Below are 15,318 nucleotides of genomic sequence, written 5' to 3' on the forward strand. Positions count from 1 at the left end.
AGGCGCGGCGCAGCCCGTCCTTCGAGCCGAAGTGGTGGATGACCAGGCCGGCGGTCACCCCGGCGTCGGCGGCGACGGTGCGCAGTCCGGCGCGGAAGCCGTCGCGGGCGAACCGCCGGATGGCGGCGTCGCGGATCCGGTCGGCGGAGGCGAACTCGCCTCCGCGCTCCCCCGACCCCATGTCCACCGACGTCACGACACCAGATTAAACACTTGTTCAACCATTCGACAAGGCCCACCCCCGCCCGGTGCGTCGACCCGCTGGTGCCCGGCGGCGTGGGAGCGCCCGAGTAAACCTTCCGGCCCCGGCTGGCTGTACTCGAATGTCGAGGTTGGCAAGCGGAGGAAGGAGCGGCACGTGATGGACACTGTCGTATTGGTGATTGTGGTGGTGAGTGCCCGGCTGGCCTACTCGCTGGTGTCGCTCTACACATGGCCCGCGCGGGCCCGCGCGGGAGCGGAGAACATGGCCGTCCTGCTGTGGGTGGCCGGACCGGGCGGGGTGGTGGAGACCACTGGGCCAGACGGAACCGCGGTGATCGTGCGACGGGCGCCGATCCTGCCGGCGTCGGAGGTCGGCCGGTGAACGCCGAATCGGCCGGGCACCGACGCGACTTCACGACGTTCTTCGCAGGCACGTACTCGGCCATCCTGGCCCAGGCGATCATGTTGTGCGGCGACCGGGCGGACGCCGAGGACGCCACGCAGGAGGCGTTCGTCGAGGCGTACCGGGTGTGGGGCCGGATCGCCGCCTACGACACGCCCGAGGCGTGGATTCACCGGGTCATGGTCCAGCGCCTGTGGAAGACGTACCGCAAGCGGCGGACCGGCCAGCAGCTACTGCTCCACCTTCCGGTGCCGGTGCAGGCCGGCCCGGAGCAGACCGCAGAGGCGCGCGAGGTGCTCCGCCTGCTCGCCACGCTGCCGCCCCGCCAACGGATCACCCTGGTGCTGTTCTGCCTGGAAGGCCGGTCGCAGCAGGACATCGCGAAAGCGCTGCGGATGACCCGCGGCGGAGTGGCCGCCAACGTGGCCAAGGCACGTCAGACGCTGAGGGAGGCGCTCAGGATGGGGGCCAACGAGGTGGACGGACGAGCGCCGCTGGTGGCCGGGATGGGCGCGGGTTGGCCGGGTCGATTCGAGGCGAGGCGGATCGGTGCCGGGCAGGACCAGCTGGTCCGGGCGCTGCTCGACACGCAGTCCTGGCTGCGGGCGGCCGTCGAGGCCGATCCGCAGACGCTGGACCGGGCACGCGCCGCCCTGGCCGAGCGCCTGGCGGCACAGGAGTGAGCGCCGGCGGCAGGGGCGGCACGGCGGCGCACGACAGCCGCGCCTGGAAGCCGGGTCCCACAGGCGCGGCGCTGGGCTGGCTACGGGGGTTGCTCGCGGTCGCGCTGCTCGCCGGGGTCTATGTACTGGCGTTCATCCTCGTCACCGTGAACACGGTGCTCGTCGTGCTCACCCTCTGGGCCGCGTTCACCTCGCCGACCAGCGGCAGCAGCTGGACGCTCGTGGTCGGTGGCAGCATCTCGGCTGTCTGCGCGCTGCTCTACGGTGTCGCGTCGGTCAGCCGGGCGGAGGAGCCACCACCCGGCGCGGTCATCGTGCCCCGCCGTGAGGCTCCCGAGCTGTGGCGGCTGGTCGAGGAGCTGGCCGATCAGTTGGCCGCCCGGCCACCGACCCGCATCTACCTCACCCCGGAGGTCAACGCGGCGGTGTCGGAGGAAGCGCGGCTGCTCGGCTTCGCCGTCGGCGAACGGACCATGTACCTCGGCGTGCCGCTGCTCACCCAGCTGACGCCGGCGGAGCTGCGGGCGGTGCTCTGTCACGAGTTCGGCCACTACACCGGCCGGCACACCCGGTTCGGCGCGGTCACCTACCGGGGCGCGGCATCGCTGCACTCCGCGCTCTTCCGGCTGCGGATGACGGTTCAGTCGGGTCAGGGCATCAGCGGGTACGCCTGGTTCTACCAGGCGGTGGTCGGGGCGTACACCAAGATCTTTCTGTGGGTGTCACTCGCGGTGCGCCGCCACCAGGAGCTGGAGGCCGACGCCCGCGCGGCGGCCATGGTCGGACCGGCCGTCACGGCCGAGGCGCTGCGCAGGGTCCACGCGCTCGGGCACGCCTGGAACGGGTTCCTGAACATGTTCGTCCGTCCCGTGCAGCGGCTCGGCTTCGTGCCGGACGATCTGTTCGGGACGTTCGCCGTCATGTTGGACGATCCGGTGGTCCGGGAGCGGCTGGCGGGCCTGCAGGAGCTCCCGGTCGAGACGAACCGTTCCTGGCTGGACTCCCACCCGCCTCTGGCCCACCGACTGAGGATGATCGAGACCCTGCCCGCCGGCGACCCCGGCCCGGTGGACGCGGGGCCGCTGCTGGCTGGCCGGGCGCCGATGCTGCGCGTGCAGCAGAAGATGTTCGCGCGGGCACCGAGCCGCCCGACCGGGTTGCCGCAGGCCACTTGGGCCGACGTCGTCGCCGAGGCGTTCGCCGTCGAGCTGGCGAGCCTGCTGCTGGAGGCCGCGCGAGGCACCGGGATGGCCGCCCGGCCCACCCTCAGCACGGTCCTCGGCCTGCTGGAACACGGCAAGCAGGCCGAACTCACCCGCCGGCTCACCGACGCACCCGAGCCCGAACAGCAACTCACCGAGGCGCTGTACGCGCTGGTCGGCCAGGCGCTGGCCGGTGCCGGCCGGGCGCGGTGGGCGCTGAGCTGGACCAGGGGATACGTACTCGTCCCGGGCGAGCGAACCGGCCAGGACCTGGAGGAACTCGTGGCCGCCGCCGCCCGCGACGGCTCGGCGGTGCGGGCGCTTCGCCGGGACCTGGCGCGCCGCGGGGTGGACGTCCGGGAGCCGGTGCCGCTGCTGCTGCGGACCGTTTCGGCCCCGGCCGGGCGGACCACCGGCGTACACATCGCCGGCGGACTGCCGGACTTCATCGCCGATGAGGTCAAACGGCAGCGGACCGTCCGTACGTTCACCGTGACGGTGCTGCTGGTCCTGGCCGGAGCATGGGGTATCACGCTGATTGGTTCCGACGGCTCGGAGCGCTACCCACGGACCGCCGCCAACATCCCCGGAAACTGGCCGAGCACGCCCAAACCGACCACGTGGGCACCGCTGCTGCCCACCGACCCGCTGCCCACCTCGTCCTGGCCGCGACCCTTCCCCTCGTTCGCGTTGCGGTCCCCGATCCTGCGCGTCGACACGATCGTGGTCGAGCGCGGCGACACCCTGACCAAGATCGCCTGTCGGCACGGCACCACGGTGAAGCGGTTGCAGGAGATCAACGACATGGGCAGGAGGACCGCCGTCAATGCCGGCCAGCGCCTCCTGGTGCCGGCCGGTCTGGGCCCCGCCGTGGTCGGCAAGGTCTGCAGGTGAACCCGGACCGACACGATCAGCGGGTCGGTCCCCGCCACCAGGCGAACCGGTCACTGCGCCGCCACGAGTAGCCGGCCTGGTATGCCGAGAACGGGGCGTGGTACGCCCGCCGCCCGGCGCTCCGATACGACCGCTCCTCGCTGCCCGGCCCGGCACCCTGCGCCCACTCGAACGGACCGGCGGCGTCCTGTTCCGGGCCGGGCGGCTGCCCGGACCGGCCCGGCGCCGGTTCGGCCGCCCGGCGCCGGTCGTGCGCGGTCCGCCGCCCCGGATCCAGCAGGACCTGCCGGGCGCGGCAGAGCAGCCGGAAGGCGTGGGCGTCGCCGCCACGGTCGGGGTGGTGAACGAGCGCCTGCCGGCGGAACGCGCGGAGGATCTCGGCCACAGTGGCGTCGGGCGCCACGCCCAGCACCGCGTAGCAGTCCGGCTCGTCCGTGGCGCGTCTCATCGCCCGGCGACCTCGGCCTGCCGGCAGATCAGCCGCCACGACGCCCGGTGCGCCGGCCCGGCCAGCCCGACGCCGTGACCGGACACAAACGTCACCCACCTGCGACCGGCCAGGTAGGCCCAGACGTCCAGCTCGTGGCTGCCGCCACAGTAGTAGCGGTCGCTTCCGTCGAGCACGTCGCCGTTGACGAACGGCCATTGCAGACGCGCCTGCGCCTCCGCCGGCAGGTTACCGAGCAGGTCGCGCATGCGCCGAGGCAACAGCACCTCCCCCACCGCGGAGGGGGCCGGGTGGCCGGCCGTCAGCTCCGGACGCCCGGCCACCAACCGGGTGGGCTTCTGCACGACGACCGCGTGTCGCAGCGACGACGGCACGAACGGGACGACGGTGACCAGCTGCGCGGGCCCGCCACGATCGTTGACGGTCGGCCTGGCGACCGCGAGCCCACGTACGCCGAGCACGACCGCGTACGGACGCTGCACGTCGGTGTGGTCGCAGTCCGCCCACCACTCGACCACCGGGCCGACCCTGGCGACCATCCGATCGCGGACCTTCTCGCCGAGCTCCTGCCACCAGTGGTCGCGTCCAGGCCGGGCGACCAGGCCCAGCGTCCCGGCATCGTGGACGGGAGGGGAAACCCCGACACCCCGGCTCGGTACCGGCGCGGCGCCAGCACGGCGCGACGGCGGGCCGGGCACCGTCCGGTGCGTCGGCTGGCCAGCAGCTCGAGGCTCCGGGACGGGTAGGTGACTCGACGCCACGGCCGCCTCCCGATCACACAGCGTCAGTAACACCCACCCTACCGCCACCGTGCCCGCCACCGGGCCCCCTGGGCCGCCAATCTTGTCCCGGGCCCGGTCGGACGGTTCTCGCCCGCCGGACACCCTCACTCGGGCTCGGGTGCCGGAATCTCCCGCAGGTCGCCGGCGTCGAGGCGCAGCCACCGCCGCACACCGACGTCGTGCAGGAAGCGCTCGTCGTGGCTGACCACCACGAATGCGCCCCGGTACGCGTTCAGCGCGTTCTCCAGCTGACCCACGCTGACCAGGTCGAGGTTGTTGGTGGGCTCGTCGAGCAGCAGCAGGTGCGGCGCCGGCTGGGCGTACAGCACGCAGGCGAGGGTGGCGCGCAGGCGTTCCCCACCGGAGAGGACGCCCACTGGCAGGTGGGCGCGGGCACCCCGGAACAGGAACCGGGCCAGCAGGTTCATCCGCTCCGACTGCGGACGGTCCGGCGCGAACGCGGTGAGGTTCTCCGCCACCGTACGGTCCACGTCGAGCAGGTCCAGCCGCTGCGACAGGTACGCCACCCGACCGTCGGCCCGACGCACCTGCCCGCCCTCCGGCTCCAGTTCGCCGAGCAGCAGGCGCAGCAGGGTCGACTTGCCGGCGCCGTTCGGCCCGGTCAACGCGATCCGTTCCGGACCCCGGATGCCCAGTTCGACGCCGTCTTCGGCGAACAGCGCCCGGCCACCGTGCCGCACCTGCATCCGCTGGCCCTCGACCACGGTGCGGCCGGCGGGGACGTCGGTCTCCGGCAGCTCCAGGGCCAGCGTCTGGTCATCCCGCAGCGCCCGGCTGGCCTCATCGAGGCGGCACTGCGCGTCGCCGACCCGGCTGGCGTGTGTCTGCTGGGCCCGGCCGGCCGACTCCTGCGCACTGCGCTTGAGGCCACCGGCGACGATCCGGGCCAGGCCGGCGCTGCCGAGGTTGCGGGCGGCGTTGCCGGCGCGGCGCTCAGCCCGCTCGCGAGCCTGCTGCATCTCCCGCTTCTCCCGCTTGACCTCCAACTCGGCGTTGCGCACGTTGCGCTCGGCCAGTTCCCTAGCTGCCTGGGCCGCCTCGGAGTACGCGGTGAAGTTCCCGCCGAACAGGCGCAACTGCCCGCCGTCGAGTTCGGCGATCCGATCCATCCGGTCCAGCAGCATCCGGTCGTGGCTGACCAGCAACAGGCAGCCGGACCAGTTCTCCAGGACCGCGCACAGCCGGTGCCGGGCGTCGATGTCGAGGTTGTTGGTCGGTTCGTCGAGCAGCAGCACATCCGGTCGCCGGAGCAGCTGCGCGGCCAGGCCGAGGGAGACGACCTGCCCACCGCTGAGGGTGTGCAGTGGCCGCTCCAGGGCCACCTCGCCCAGGCCGAGCCGGTCGAGCTCAGCGTGGCTGCGCTCCTCGACATCCCAGTCGTCGCCGACCGCGGCGAAGTTCTCCTCGCTGGCGTCGCCGACCTCGATCGCCCGCAGCGCCGCCAGCGCCGGTGCGACACCCAGAACCTCGGCCACGGTCAGGTCACCGGCCAGCGGGAGGCTCTGCGGCAGGTAGCCGAGCGCCCCCTCGACGGTGACGCCACCGCCGCCAGGCGTCAGCTCACCGGCGATCAGGCGCAACAGGGTCGACTTGCCGGCGCCGTTCGGGGCGACCAGACCGGTGCGACCTGGCGGCACGGTGAAGGACAGGTCCCGGAACACCGGAGTGTCGTCGGGCCAGGAAAAGGACAGACTGGTGCAGACGACGCACACGCCAGACATCGGAGAAACCTCGGGAAGGAGGCCGGGACACGCCACAGGGGCCCCGGTCAGGCAGACAGGGCTACGACAGGACAGTCCGCCCCACAGGCGGCGGGGCTGCTCACCCCGAGATGTCGTCGTCCCCCGACAGCATGTCGCGCTCCTCGTTCCCACCACGCGGTTGTTCCGTGCGAGCCCCAAGCGTAACAACTGCCCGGTGCGGTTCAGGAGCGATCTGGCCACGTAGCCGGAGGTAGAGCAGCGCGGCCCCGGTGACCGCCACCGGCCACACCAGGTAGACGCCGGTCATCAGCAGCAGGAGCAGCACCACCCCGATGGTCGCGGCGGCGGCGTACCAGGCCCGGCTGCGCCGGGGCAGCAGGCGCAGGGCCGCCGCCACACCGATCACGTAGACGGTGATGATAGAGCCGGTGGCGACCAGCACCAGCGGCCGGGTGCCGAGCCCGGCGGCCACCACGGCGGCCAGCGCCACGAAGGCCAGGACGGCGGTGACCGCGAGGCTGCGGCGCGGTACCTCGCCGGCCACGCTTCCCCGCGCCAGCCAGCCGGGCAGCGCCCCGTCGCGGCCCAGCGCCGCACCGAGCTTCGCCGCACCGGCGTAGTAGGCGTTCATCGCCCCGAAGGTCAGCAGTAGCGCCGCCCCGGCGGCCAGCCAGCGGGCGTCGCCGCCGAGCGCGACCGCGAGCAGCTCACCCAGCGGCGCATCCGACTCCGCCGCCGCCGAGCCGAGTACCGCGATGGTCGCGAAGGCCACCGCCAGGTACAGCGCACCGACCACGACGACCGCGGCGGCGGTGGCCCGGGGCAGGTCCCGCGCCGGTCGACGGAACTCGCCCGTCAGATGGGTGATGGCCTCCCAGCCGACGAAGCTCCACATCAGCAGCGCCGCCGCCGGACCGATGGCCGTGAAGCCCTGCGGGGCGAACGGCTGCAGGTTGCCGACGGACGCGTGCGGCAGGGTCAGCAGCACCGTCAGCAGCAGGAGGGTGACCAGCAGACCGGCCAAAGCGAGCTGCACCCGTCCCGCCATCTGCACGCCGGAATGGTTGGTGACGGTGACCGCCGCCATCAGCAACATCGCGGTGACCGCCACGGTGGCTGTGCCGCCACCGAGCGCGGCCTCGACGTACGCACCGCCGAACAGCGCCGCCGCCGAGGCCCCCGGCGGCACCGCGAAGTAGAAGCACCAGCCGACGACGGCCGCCGCCCTGGGTCCGAAGGCCATTCGCGCGTACGTCGAGACGCCGCCGGCGTCCGGGTGACGGGAGCCGAGCGCGGCGAAAGTCGCCGCCAGCGGCACCGACACGATCACCAGCAGCAGCCACGCCAGCAGCGAGGCGGGGCCGGCTGCCTCGGCGGCCAGCGCGGGAAGCGCGATCACCCCGGTGCCCAGCACGGCGCCGACGTAGAGGGCGGCACCCTGGACGGCGGTCATCCGGCCGCCGCTCACCAGGGTGGGGTGGGTCTGAGTCATGGGATCACCGTCGCCCGTGGGCGGACAGGGCGGACAGGTGGATTGGCGCCGCGCTGCGTTAGATTTCTGCCATGCGTACGCACGTCGTCGCGGTGGCGGTGACCGACAACCTGCCGATCTTCGAGCTGGCGGTGCCGCAGGAGGTGTTCGGCACGGACCGGCGGGACATCGTCGACCCCTGGTACGAGATGCGACTGTGTGCTGCCGAGCCCGGTCCGCTGCGGACCACCGGCGGCTCGTGGCTCGACCCGACGTACGGCCTCGACGACCTCGTCGAGGCCGACACGCTGTTGGTACCCGGTTGCGCCCGGGCCACCCAGATCGACCCGCCGCCCGCCCTGGTCGAGGCGTTGCGGATCGCCCATGCCCGGGGCAAGCGCATCGTCGGTATCTGCACCGGCGCGTACGCGCTCGCCGGGGCCGGGCTGCTCGACGGCCGCCGTGCCACCACGCACTGGATGAACGCGCAGGACTTCGCCGGCCGGTTCCCGCTCGTCGACCTCGACCCACGAGTGCTGTACGTGGCCGACGGCGACATCTTCACCTCGGCGGGTACGGCCGCCGCCATCGACCTGTGCCTGCACCTGATCAGGCAGGACCACGGTGCCGCGGTAGCCAACGAGGTGGCCCGGCGGATGGTGGTCGCACCGCAGCGGGCCGCCGACCATACCCAGTATCCCGCGCCTCCGGTACGCGGCGCCTCTCCCGCCGACCTGAGCCCGGTGTTGGAGTGGGCGCGTGGCCGTCTCGACCGGCCGCTGTCGGTCAACGACCTGGCCCGCGAGGCCAACCTGAGCCCGCGGACGCTGGCCAGGCGGTTCCGGGACACCCTTGGCACCACCCCGTTGCAGTGGCTGCTGGAGCAGCGGGTGCGGCTGGCACAGGAACTGCTGGAGACCACCGAGGACCCGGTGGAGCGGATCGCCCACCGCACCGGCTTCGGCTCCGGCGCCAACCTGCGCCAGCACTTCGGCCGGATCAGTGGCATGACACCGCAGACCTACCGCCACGTGTTCCGCTGCCGGGCCGCCGCCCCGGCAGCGCGTGCGGGGTAAGCAAGGGGCCGCTACGGGTGGCGGGCCGGGGTGTGCAGGTGGTTGGCCAGAACCACCAGGAGTTCGAACCGGGCGGTCGGGTCGTCGAGGTCGGCGCCGTACAGCTCGCGCAGGCGCTTGAGCCGGTAGCTGACCGTCTGCGGGTGGACGAACAGCTCGGCGGAGACCTCGGCCCGGGAGCCCCAGTGCCTCAGCCAGCTGTGCACGGTCACCAGCAGGTTCTCCCGCTGCGCGGGACGCAGGTGGGCCAGCGGCGCCAGGCGGCGGGCGGTGAGCACCGCCAGCGCGCCCGGCTCACCGCGCAGCGCCAACGCGACGAGGTGGTCGTCGGCGAAGACCGGCCCCGGGTCGGGTCCGAGCAGCCCGGCGGTCAGCTCGGCGAGCCGGACCGCCACCGGCGCCTGGGCCCAGCTCAGTGCCGGTCCGACCACGGCCCACCGGCCGGCCAGCGCGTCGGCCAGCGATCCGCGCAGCGCCCGGGGACCGGCACACAGCAGCAGCACCGCGTCCCGGGCGCGCTCGACGACCAGGCCGTCGGGACCGTACCGGAACCGCGCGTCGCGGGCCTGGTCGGGCGGCAGCAGGACGGGCACCACGACGTCCAGCTCGAGCCAGCCGATCCGGGCGGCTGCCGCCTCGACGGTGCCGGGCATGGCTTCGCCGCGTAGCAGCAGCTCCGCGAGCTGCCGACGGCGGTCGCCCTCACCGGCCTGCTCGCGCACCTGAAGGGCGTAACCGTCGGTGCTCGCCGCAGCCAGCTCGGCGACGTACGCGCTGACCGCGTCGGAGAGGTCGATCAGGTCGTCGGTGTCGACCGGCCGCAGCCGAGCCAGGGACTGCGACGCGGTGCGCAGCAGCAGCCGCGCCGCCATCCGTAGCGCGGCCAGCAACGCCTCGGGGCCACGGTCCTCGCGTGCCTCGGCGGCGCCCAGCGCGACGAAGACCTCCCGGAACCGGGGCGGCAGCGCCGGTTCGGCGGTGCCGACCAGGTCGAGGAAGCGTTCCAGCGCCACCTGGACGGCGGCGTGCACGTCCCGGGTGAACTTGTCGTCGGCGATGGCCGCGAAGGCGGGCGTGGCCTCGGTGACCGCGACCGCCACGGCGGCCACGGTGGCGGGCAGGTGCGGGCACATCGCGGTGGCCAGGTCGGTGGGCAGCCGCCGCCAGGGCGTCACGGACACCGGCTCACTCACCCCGCGATCTTGTCACGACGGGATAGGAAAGGCCCGTGTTCTCGCTGCCGACGGGACGGTGTTTCGACCGAACACCCGCGCGACGATGGACCCGACGCCGTTGGGCCCGACCGAGGAGAGCGCGCCGTGCAGCACCGCCTGTCCCGCCAGCACGTCGTTGACATGTGCGCGACGATGCTCGCCCGCGGCTACCTCAAGGCCACCGAGGGCAACGTCTCGGTCCGGATACCCGGACACCGGCTGTACGCGGTGACCCCCAGCAACTACGACTACGACCGGATGCGGGTCGAGGACGTCTGCCTCGTCGACTTCGACGGCAGACACATGCCCGACGACTCCGGCGCGGGGTTGGAGCCGTCGATCGAGTGCGGGATGCACGCCAACGTCTACCGCGAACGCCCGGACGTCAACGCGATCGTGCACACCCACCAGCCGTACGCCTCGGCACTGGCCTTCCTACGCAAACCGATCCCGGCCCTCACCGACGAGCAGGTGCGCTTCCTCGGACGCGAGGTGGCGATCATCGACTACGCCCCCTCGGGCACCAGGTTCCTGGCGCGTAACGTGCAGAAGAAGGTGGCCAGCGGCGACAACGCGTTCATCATCGCCAACCATGGGGTGGTCGCGGTGGGCACCGACCCGGACCGGGCGGTGTTCAACATGGCGCTGCTGGAGAAGGTCTCCGTCGCGTACCTGCTGGCGTTGACCAGCGAGGCGGGGAAGGTGCACACCATTCCGGCCGCGATCCGGGAGATCGCCTTCGGCAAGCTGCGGGCCGACGAGAAGCGAATCGCCGCGCAGCTCACCGAGGCGGTCGAGCCGGTGCGGGTACCCGCCGACGAACGGTTGCCGAGCGCCGACGCGGCAGCCACCGAGGTCGACGCCGCCAGCCCCACCGCCGAAACGGCTGCGGCACCGGGCGTCGAATCGGCTCGCCTGGGGTACGCCATCAGCGCGTACCCGGACGTCGACGACGTGCTGCGCCGACTGAGGGCGTTGACCGCCCAGCCGCTACGCGGGCTGCGCCACGACGCGCTGCTGGACGTGCTCCACTACTTCGACACCAAGTGCCGGGCCAGCAAGGAGATCACCGACCGGGCCCGGAGCCGCATTCCCGGCGGCGTGCAGCACAACCTGGCCTTCAGCTACCCGTTTCCGCTCGCCGTCGACAAGGCCGAGGGCGCGTACCTGGTGGACCGGGACGGAAACACCTACATCGACTTCCTCCAGGCCGGCGGGCCGACGATCCTGGGCAGCAACTACGCTCCGGTCAACGAGCGGGTCGCCGAGGTGGTCCGCGCCTGTGGGCCGGTGACCGGTCTGTTCCACGAGTACGAACTCAAGCTCGCCGAGATCATCCACCGGTTCATGCCACACGTGCAGATGTATCGATGCCTCGGGTCCGGCACCGAGGCGGTGATGGCCGCCGTCCGGGGCGCCCGCGCCTTCACCGGCAAGAAGATGGTGATCAAGGTCGGTGGCGCCTACCACGGCTGGTCCGACACGATGGTCTACGGGCTGCGGGTGCCTGGCACGTACCGGATGAACGCCAAGGGCATCCCGTTCGGCGCGACCAGCCGCACCCGTGAGTCCTTCCCGCACGAGCTGGGCCAGCTCAGACGCAAGCTGATCGAGAACCGGTTGCGTGGCGGCACCGCCGCGGTCATCGTCGAACCGGTCGGCCCGGAGTCCGGCACCCGCCCGGTGCCGCGTGACTTCAACGTCAAGGTCCGCGAGCTGTGCGACGAGTTCGGCGCACTGTTGATCTTCGACGAGGTGGTCACCGGTTTCCGGCTCGGACTGGGCGGCGCGGCCGGCTACTTCGGCGTCACCCCCGACCTGACGGTGCTGGGCAAGGCGGTCTCCGGCGGCTACCCGATGGCCGGCGGCGTCGGCGGTCGGGCCGACGTGATGGCGGTCTTCGGCTCCGGGCTGGACGGCAGAAGTGGGGCGCACATCCAGGTCGGCGGCACGCTGTCGGCCAATCCGCTGTCCTGCGCGGCCGGCTACTTCGCGATCGAGGAGATGGCCCGGACCAACGCGCCGGTGATCGCCGGCCGCGCCGGTGACCGGCTCACCCGGGGCCTGCAACGACTGATCGACTCGTACGGCCTTCCGTACGTCGCGTACAACCAGGGCTCCATCGTGCACCTGGAGTGCAGCGGCGTGATGCTGCTGGACATGCGCAACCCGGTGAAGCTGCTACGCGAGAACAAGGCCCGCAAGCGGCTGATGGAACAGATGGGCGCTGCCTACACCGCGCACGGCATCATCACCCTCGCCGGCTCCCGGATGTACACCTCGATGGCCGACACCGACGAGGTCGTCGACGATGCGCTGGCCCGGTTCGACCAGGTCTTCGCGTTGGTCGAGGGAGTCTGACCCGGTGGCCGCCACCGCACCGCAGATCCTCGCGATCGACCTGGGCACTTCAGGGATGAAGGCCGCCCTGGTCGCCGCCGACGGTACGGTCACCGGCTGGGCCGAGCGACCCGTCCCGCTGCGGCTGCTGCCCGGCGGCGGCGCCGAACAGGACCCTCTGGCCTGGTGGACGGCGCTCGGCCAGGTCGTGGGCGAGCTGGGCCGGGCCCACCCCGAGCAGTTGCGGGCCGTCGGCACGGTCTGCGCCTCCACCCAGGGTGAGGGGACCATCGCGGTGGGCGCTGACGGTGATCCGCTGACCCGCTGCATCAGCTGGCTCGACATGCGCGGCGCGGCGCACCTGCGCCGGCAGTTCGGCGGTTTTCCCGCATACCAGGGAATGTCTGTGCGCCGGATCGCGCGCTGGCTGCGTCTCACCGGCGGGATGCCGTCCCCCACCGGCAAGGACCCCGCCGCCCACATGCTGTTCGTCCGCGACACCCTGCCCCAGGTGTACGCGCGGACCGCGGCCTTCCTCAACGTCCTCGACTGGATCAATCTGAAGCTGACCGGGCGCACGGTGGCCACCGTCGACTCGATCCTGACCTCATGGCTGACCGACAACCGACGGCCCGGCGACGTCCGCTACTCCCCCACACTGGTCGCCGACTGCGGCATCGAGGCCGACAAGTTGCCGCCGATCGTGGCGTGCACCGACGTGATCGGCACGCTGACCCCGGCCGCCGCCGCGCACCTCGGGCTGCCCGAGTCCGTCCAGGTCGTCGCCGGCGCGATCGACAACACCGCGGCGGCGATCGGCGCCGGCACCACCGGCGACCGGGAACCACACCTGTACGTCGGCACCTCGTCGTGGATCGCGGCCCACGTGCCCCGGAAGAAGACCGACGTCACCGCCGGCATCGCCTCGGTGCCCTGCGCCATCGGCGACCGCTACCTGATGACCGCCCTCCAGGCCACCGCCGGGGCCAACCTGACCTGGCTGCGGGACAAGATCGTCGAGTACGACGATCCGCTGTTCGGCGCCGGGCGCGTCAGCCGCGACGAGGGCACCATCTTCGACGCGTTCGACACGATCATCCCGACGGTGCCGCCGGGCGCGGGCGGCGTGCTCTACACCCCCTGGTTGTACGGCGAACGTGCTCCCGTGGACGATCCGAACCTGCGGGCCGGCTTCCTCAACATCGCGCTCGACACCACCCGGTCGGACCTGCTGCGGGCGGTCTTCGAGGGGGTCGCCCTCAACACCCGCTGGCTCACCGGCGCGGTCGACCGCTTCCTCGGCGCGCCGGTCGCCTCGATGGCCATCACCGGTGGCGGCGCGATGTCGGACTCGTGGTGCCAGATCTTCGCCGACGTGCTCGGCGTCGAGATCCGGCGGGATGCCCAGCCGCTCGCGGTCAACGCCCGGGGCGCGGGCTGGATCGGCGCGGTCGGTACCGGGCAGCTCACCTTCGCCGACATCCCCGCGCTGATACGTACCGACCGGGTCTTCACGCCGACACCGGCCAACCGGGCCACCTACGACGACATCTTCCAGACCTACCGGAAGCTGCACCGGCGGCTCGCCCCGGTGTACCGACGCCTCAACCGGCGCGCCGATCCCACCTGAGCCCGCCCTCCTTCCTGCTCTGGGGGCTGGTGCGTTCAGGTGGGGTGACCGACCAGACCGGTGTACTGGGCGCCAACGGCTACGGCACAAACATCAACGCCGGTGGAGCGATACTGCTGGAAACCGTTCTGACGTTCCTGTTCGTCCTGGTGGTGGGCAAGCGCAGCGCGGACCTGTCGGGCTTCGCCGGCCTGGCGATCGGGCTGGCGCTGGGCGTGGCGAACCTGCTGGGTGTCGGGCTGACCGGGGCAGCGGTGAATCCCGCCCGCGCCTTCGGCCCGGCGATCTTCGAGGGCGGGAACGCGCTCGGGCAACTCTGGGTGTTCATCGTCTTCCCACTGCTCGGCGGTAGGCAATACGTCGAAGGCTCCTCGGAGCACCGTCCACTGACCGCGAGCAAGCTGACCCGGACCAGGCAGAATCGCGGCTCCAGTCCCGACCCGGACAAGAACTGCTGGCGAGGACCTTTCGGTAGGCGTCGCGCCTGCTGCGGCATGAATGGACGTTGGCGACGGTCGCTGGCCTGACGTTCGCCGTTCTTCTCACCTGGCCGACGCTGAAACAGCCGTGGACGACCATTCCAGGCGACCTAGGCGATCCCCCATTGCAGGCGTGGCAGGTCGCCTGGTCCGGGCATGCTCTGGTCACCGGCCCACTCAACCTCTGGCACTCCAACACGTTCTTCGTACTCCTGCTGCCCTTGCTGCTGGTCCTGGTCGAGGGCGTCAACCGGACACCGCACCCCACCGTGCCGGCCGCCCCACCAGCGATCCGGGCGGCAACCGATCCGATTCTGGTCCTCCCCACCAACGGTGTGTCCGAATCAGACATCATGCTCTGGTCCACCGACGGGTTTCCCCGTGTCGCCAACGGTTCCGTCACCTTCATGCCGGCCAGCCAGCAACACATCCGCACGGCCACGACGGCCTTCCCCGATCCGGGCAGCATCGCCTTCCTCCGGCAGGTCGGCATCCGGTCGGTGGTCGTCCTGCCAGAACGGTTGGCCGGCACACCCTGGGACGGCCTGCCCACCCGACCGGTCGATGGCCTCGGCATCACCCGGGAGGAGATAGCTGGGGCGTGGGTGTACCGCCTCGACTGAGCCGGATCAGCGCTGGCGGCACGGGCGTCGTCTGCGTACGGCGCCCGTCACTGCACGGTGGCGCCCGTCGGCTCGCGGATCTGTCCACCCTCGACCCCCGGCTGCCCCGACGCTCAGCTGCCGCATTGCTTACAGAACGCGGAAG

The 15,318-nt window shown here is 72.1% G+C and carries 13 protein-coding genes and 1 pseudogene; 8 read left to right on the plus strand and 6 right to left on the minus strand.

Going from position 1 to position 15,318, the window contains the following annotated elements:
* Positions 1 to 10 precede the first annotated feature (10 nt).
* Positions 11 to 181, minus strand: a pseudogene (locus ACFHWY_RS21245) (helix-turn-helix domain-containing protein); the annotation flags it as partial.
* 180 nt (positions 182 to 361) lie between these two features.
* Between ACFHWY_RS21245 and ACFHWY_RS21250 the strand changes: the two are divergent.
* Genes ACFHWY_RS21250 through ACFHWY_RS21260 form a run of 3 tightly spaced genes read left to right on the plus strand, consistent with a single transcriptional unit; the run spans position 362 to position 3,386 of the window.
* Complete coding sequence (locus ACFHWY_RS21250) at positions 362 to 586, plus strand: hypothetical protein (RefSeq protein ID WP_416581981.1); 225 nt, start codon at positions 362 to 364, stop codon at positions 584 to 586.
* A complete protein-coding gene (locus ACFHWY_RS21255) occupies positions 583 to 1,290 on the plus strand; it encodes an RNA polymerase sigma factor (protein ID WP_416581982.1) in 708 nt (235 codons plus the stop codon). The genes ACFHWY_RS21250 and ACFHWY_RS21255 overlap by 4 nt, the downstream gene beginning before the upstream one ends.
* Complete coding sequence (locus ACFHWY_RS21260) at positions 1,287 to 3,386, plus strand: M48 family metalloprotease (RefSeq protein WP_416581983.1); 2,100 nt, start codon at positions 1,287 to 1,289, stop codon at positions 3,384 to 3,386. Before ACFHWY_RS21255 ends, ACFHWY_RS21260 begins: the two co-directional genes overlap by 4 nt.
* 16 nt (positions 3,387 to 3,402) lie before the next feature.
* Here ACFHWY_RS21260 and ACFHWY_RS21265 read toward each other — a convergent pair whose 3' ends face one another.
* The 4 genes from ACFHWY_RS21265 to ACFHWY_RS21280 all read right to left on the minus strand — a co-directional run bounded on the left by ACFHWY_RS21265 (position 3,403) and on the right by ACFHWY_RS21280 (position 7,832).
* Positions 3,403 to 3,834, minus strand: a complete 432-nt coding sequence (locus ACFHWY_RS21265; protein WP_416581984.1) for a J domain-containing protein — start codon at positions 3,832 to 3,834, stop codon at positions 3,403 to 3,405.
* Complete coding sequence (locus ACFHWY_RS21270; RefSeq protein ID WP_416581985.1) at positions 3,831 to 4,373, minus strand: hypothetical protein; 543 nt, start codon at positions 4,371 to 4,373, stop codon at positions 3,831 to 3,833. The genes ACFHWY_RS21265 and ACFHWY_RS21270 overlap by 4 nt, the downstream gene beginning before the upstream one ends.
* Positions 4,374 to 4,720: 347 nt before the next feature.
* On the minus strand, positions 4,721 to 6,358 hold the full coding sequence (gene abc-f, locus ACFHWY_RS21275) for a ribosomal protection-like ABC-F family protein (RefSeq protein WP_416581986.1): 1,638 nt from the start codon (positions 6,356 to 6,358) through the stop codon (positions 4,721 to 4,723).
* 100 nt (positions 6,359 to 6,458) lie between these two features.
* The gene (locus ACFHWY_RS21280; RefSeq protein ID WP_416581987.1) at positions 6,459 to 7,832 is read right to left on the minus strand and encodes an APC family permease; all 1,374 of its coding nucleotides are present in this window, start codon (positions 7,830 to 7,832) and stop codon (positions 6,459 to 6,461) included.
* 71 nt (positions 7,833 to 7,903) lie between these two features.
* On the opposite strand from ACFHWY_RS21280, the gene ACFHWY_RS21285 reads away from it, so the two are divergent.
* Positions 7,904 to 8,887 carry a GlxA family transcriptional regulator gene (locus ACFHWY_RS21285; RefSeq protein WP_416581988.1) on the plus strand — a complete coding sequence of 328 codons (984 nt, stop codon included), beginning with the start codon at positions 7,904 to 7,906 and terminating at the stop codon, positions 8,885 to 8,887.
* 11 nt (positions 8,888 to 8,898) lie between these two features.
* Here the strand turns inward: ACFHWY_RS21285 and ACFHWY_RS21290 are convergent, their stop codons facing one another.
* Positions 8,899 to 10,080 carry a PucR family transcriptional regulator gene (locus ACFHWY_RS21290; RefSeq protein WP_416581989.1) on the minus strand — a complete coding sequence of 394 codons (1,182 nt, stop codon included), beginning with the start codon at positions 10,078 to 10,080 and terminating at the stop codon, positions 8,899 to 8,901.
* 126 nt (positions 10,081 to 10,206) lie between these two features.
* On the opposite strand from ACFHWY_RS21290, the gene ACFHWY_RS21295 reads away from it, so the two are divergent.
* Genes ACFHWY_RS21295 through ACFHWY_RS21310 form a run of 4 tightly spaced genes read left to right on the plus strand, consistent with a single transcriptional unit; the run spans position 10,207 to position 15,173 of the window.
* Positions 10,207 to 12,462 (plus strand): aminotransferase class III-fold pyridoxal phosphate-dependent enzyme, encoded by a 2,256-nt coding sequence (locus tag ACFHWY_RS21295; protein WP_416581990.1) that lies wholly within the window; start codon positions 10,207 to 10,209, stop codon positions 12,460 to 12,462.
* 4 nt (positions 12,463 to 12,466) lie between these two features.
* Positions 12,467 to 14,071, plus strand: a complete 1,605-nt coding sequence (locus tag ACFHWY_RS21300; protein WP_416581991.1) for a xylulokinase — start codon at positions 12,467 to 12,469, stop codon at positions 14,069 to 14,071.
* Positions 14,072 to 14,115: 44 nt separating this feature from the next.
* Entirely contained in the window at positions 14,116 to 14,598 is a 483-nt protein-coding gene (locus ACFHWY_RS21305; RefSeq protein WP_416581992.1) for an MIP/aquaporin family protein, read from the plus strand.
* Entirely contained in the window at positions 14,577 to 15,173 is a 597-nt protein-coding gene (locus tag ACFHWY_RS21310; RefSeq protein WP_416581993.1) for a hypothetical protein, read from the plus strand. Before ACFHWY_RS21305 ends, ACFHWY_RS21310 begins: the two co-directional genes overlap by 22 nt.
* Positions 15,174 to 15,318 lie beyond the last annotated feature (145 nt).

Source organism: Micromonospora sp. LOL_024 (assembly GCF_048060415.1).
In the GTDB taxonomy this organism is placed as follows: Bacteria; Actinomycetota; Actinomycetes; order Mycobacteriales; family Micromonosporaceae; genus Micromonospora.

What these genes read in the sequence shown, in the direction of transcription:
- ACFHWY_RS21280 (WP_416581987.1), bottom strand. Translation starts at nt 7,832, where the DNA reads ATGACTCAGACCCACCCCACCCTGGTGAGCGGCGGCCGGATGACCGCC.
- abc-f (WP_416581986.1), bottom strand. Translation starts at nt 6,358, where the DNA reads ATGTCTGGCGTGTGCGTCGTCTGCACCAGTCTGTCCTTTTCCTGGCCC.
- ACFHWY_RS21285 (WP_416581988.1), top strand. Translation starts at nt 7,904, where the DNA reads ATGCGTACGCACGTCGTCGCGGTGGCGGTGACCGACAACCTGCCGATC.
- ACFHWY_RS21265 (WP_416581984.1), bottom strand. Translation starts at nt 3,834, where the DNA reads ATGAGACGCGCCACGGACGAGCCGGACTGCTACGCGGTGCTGGGCGTG.
- ACFHWY_RS21250 (WP_416581981.1), top strand. Translation starts at nt 362, where the DNA reads ATGGACACTGTCGTATTGGTGATTGTGGTGGTGAGTGCCCGGCTGGCC.
- ACFHWY_RS21270 (WP_416581985.1), bottom strand. Translation starts at nt 4,373, where the DNA reads ATGGTCGCCAGGGTCGGCCCGGTGGTCGAGTGGTGGGCGGACTGCGAC.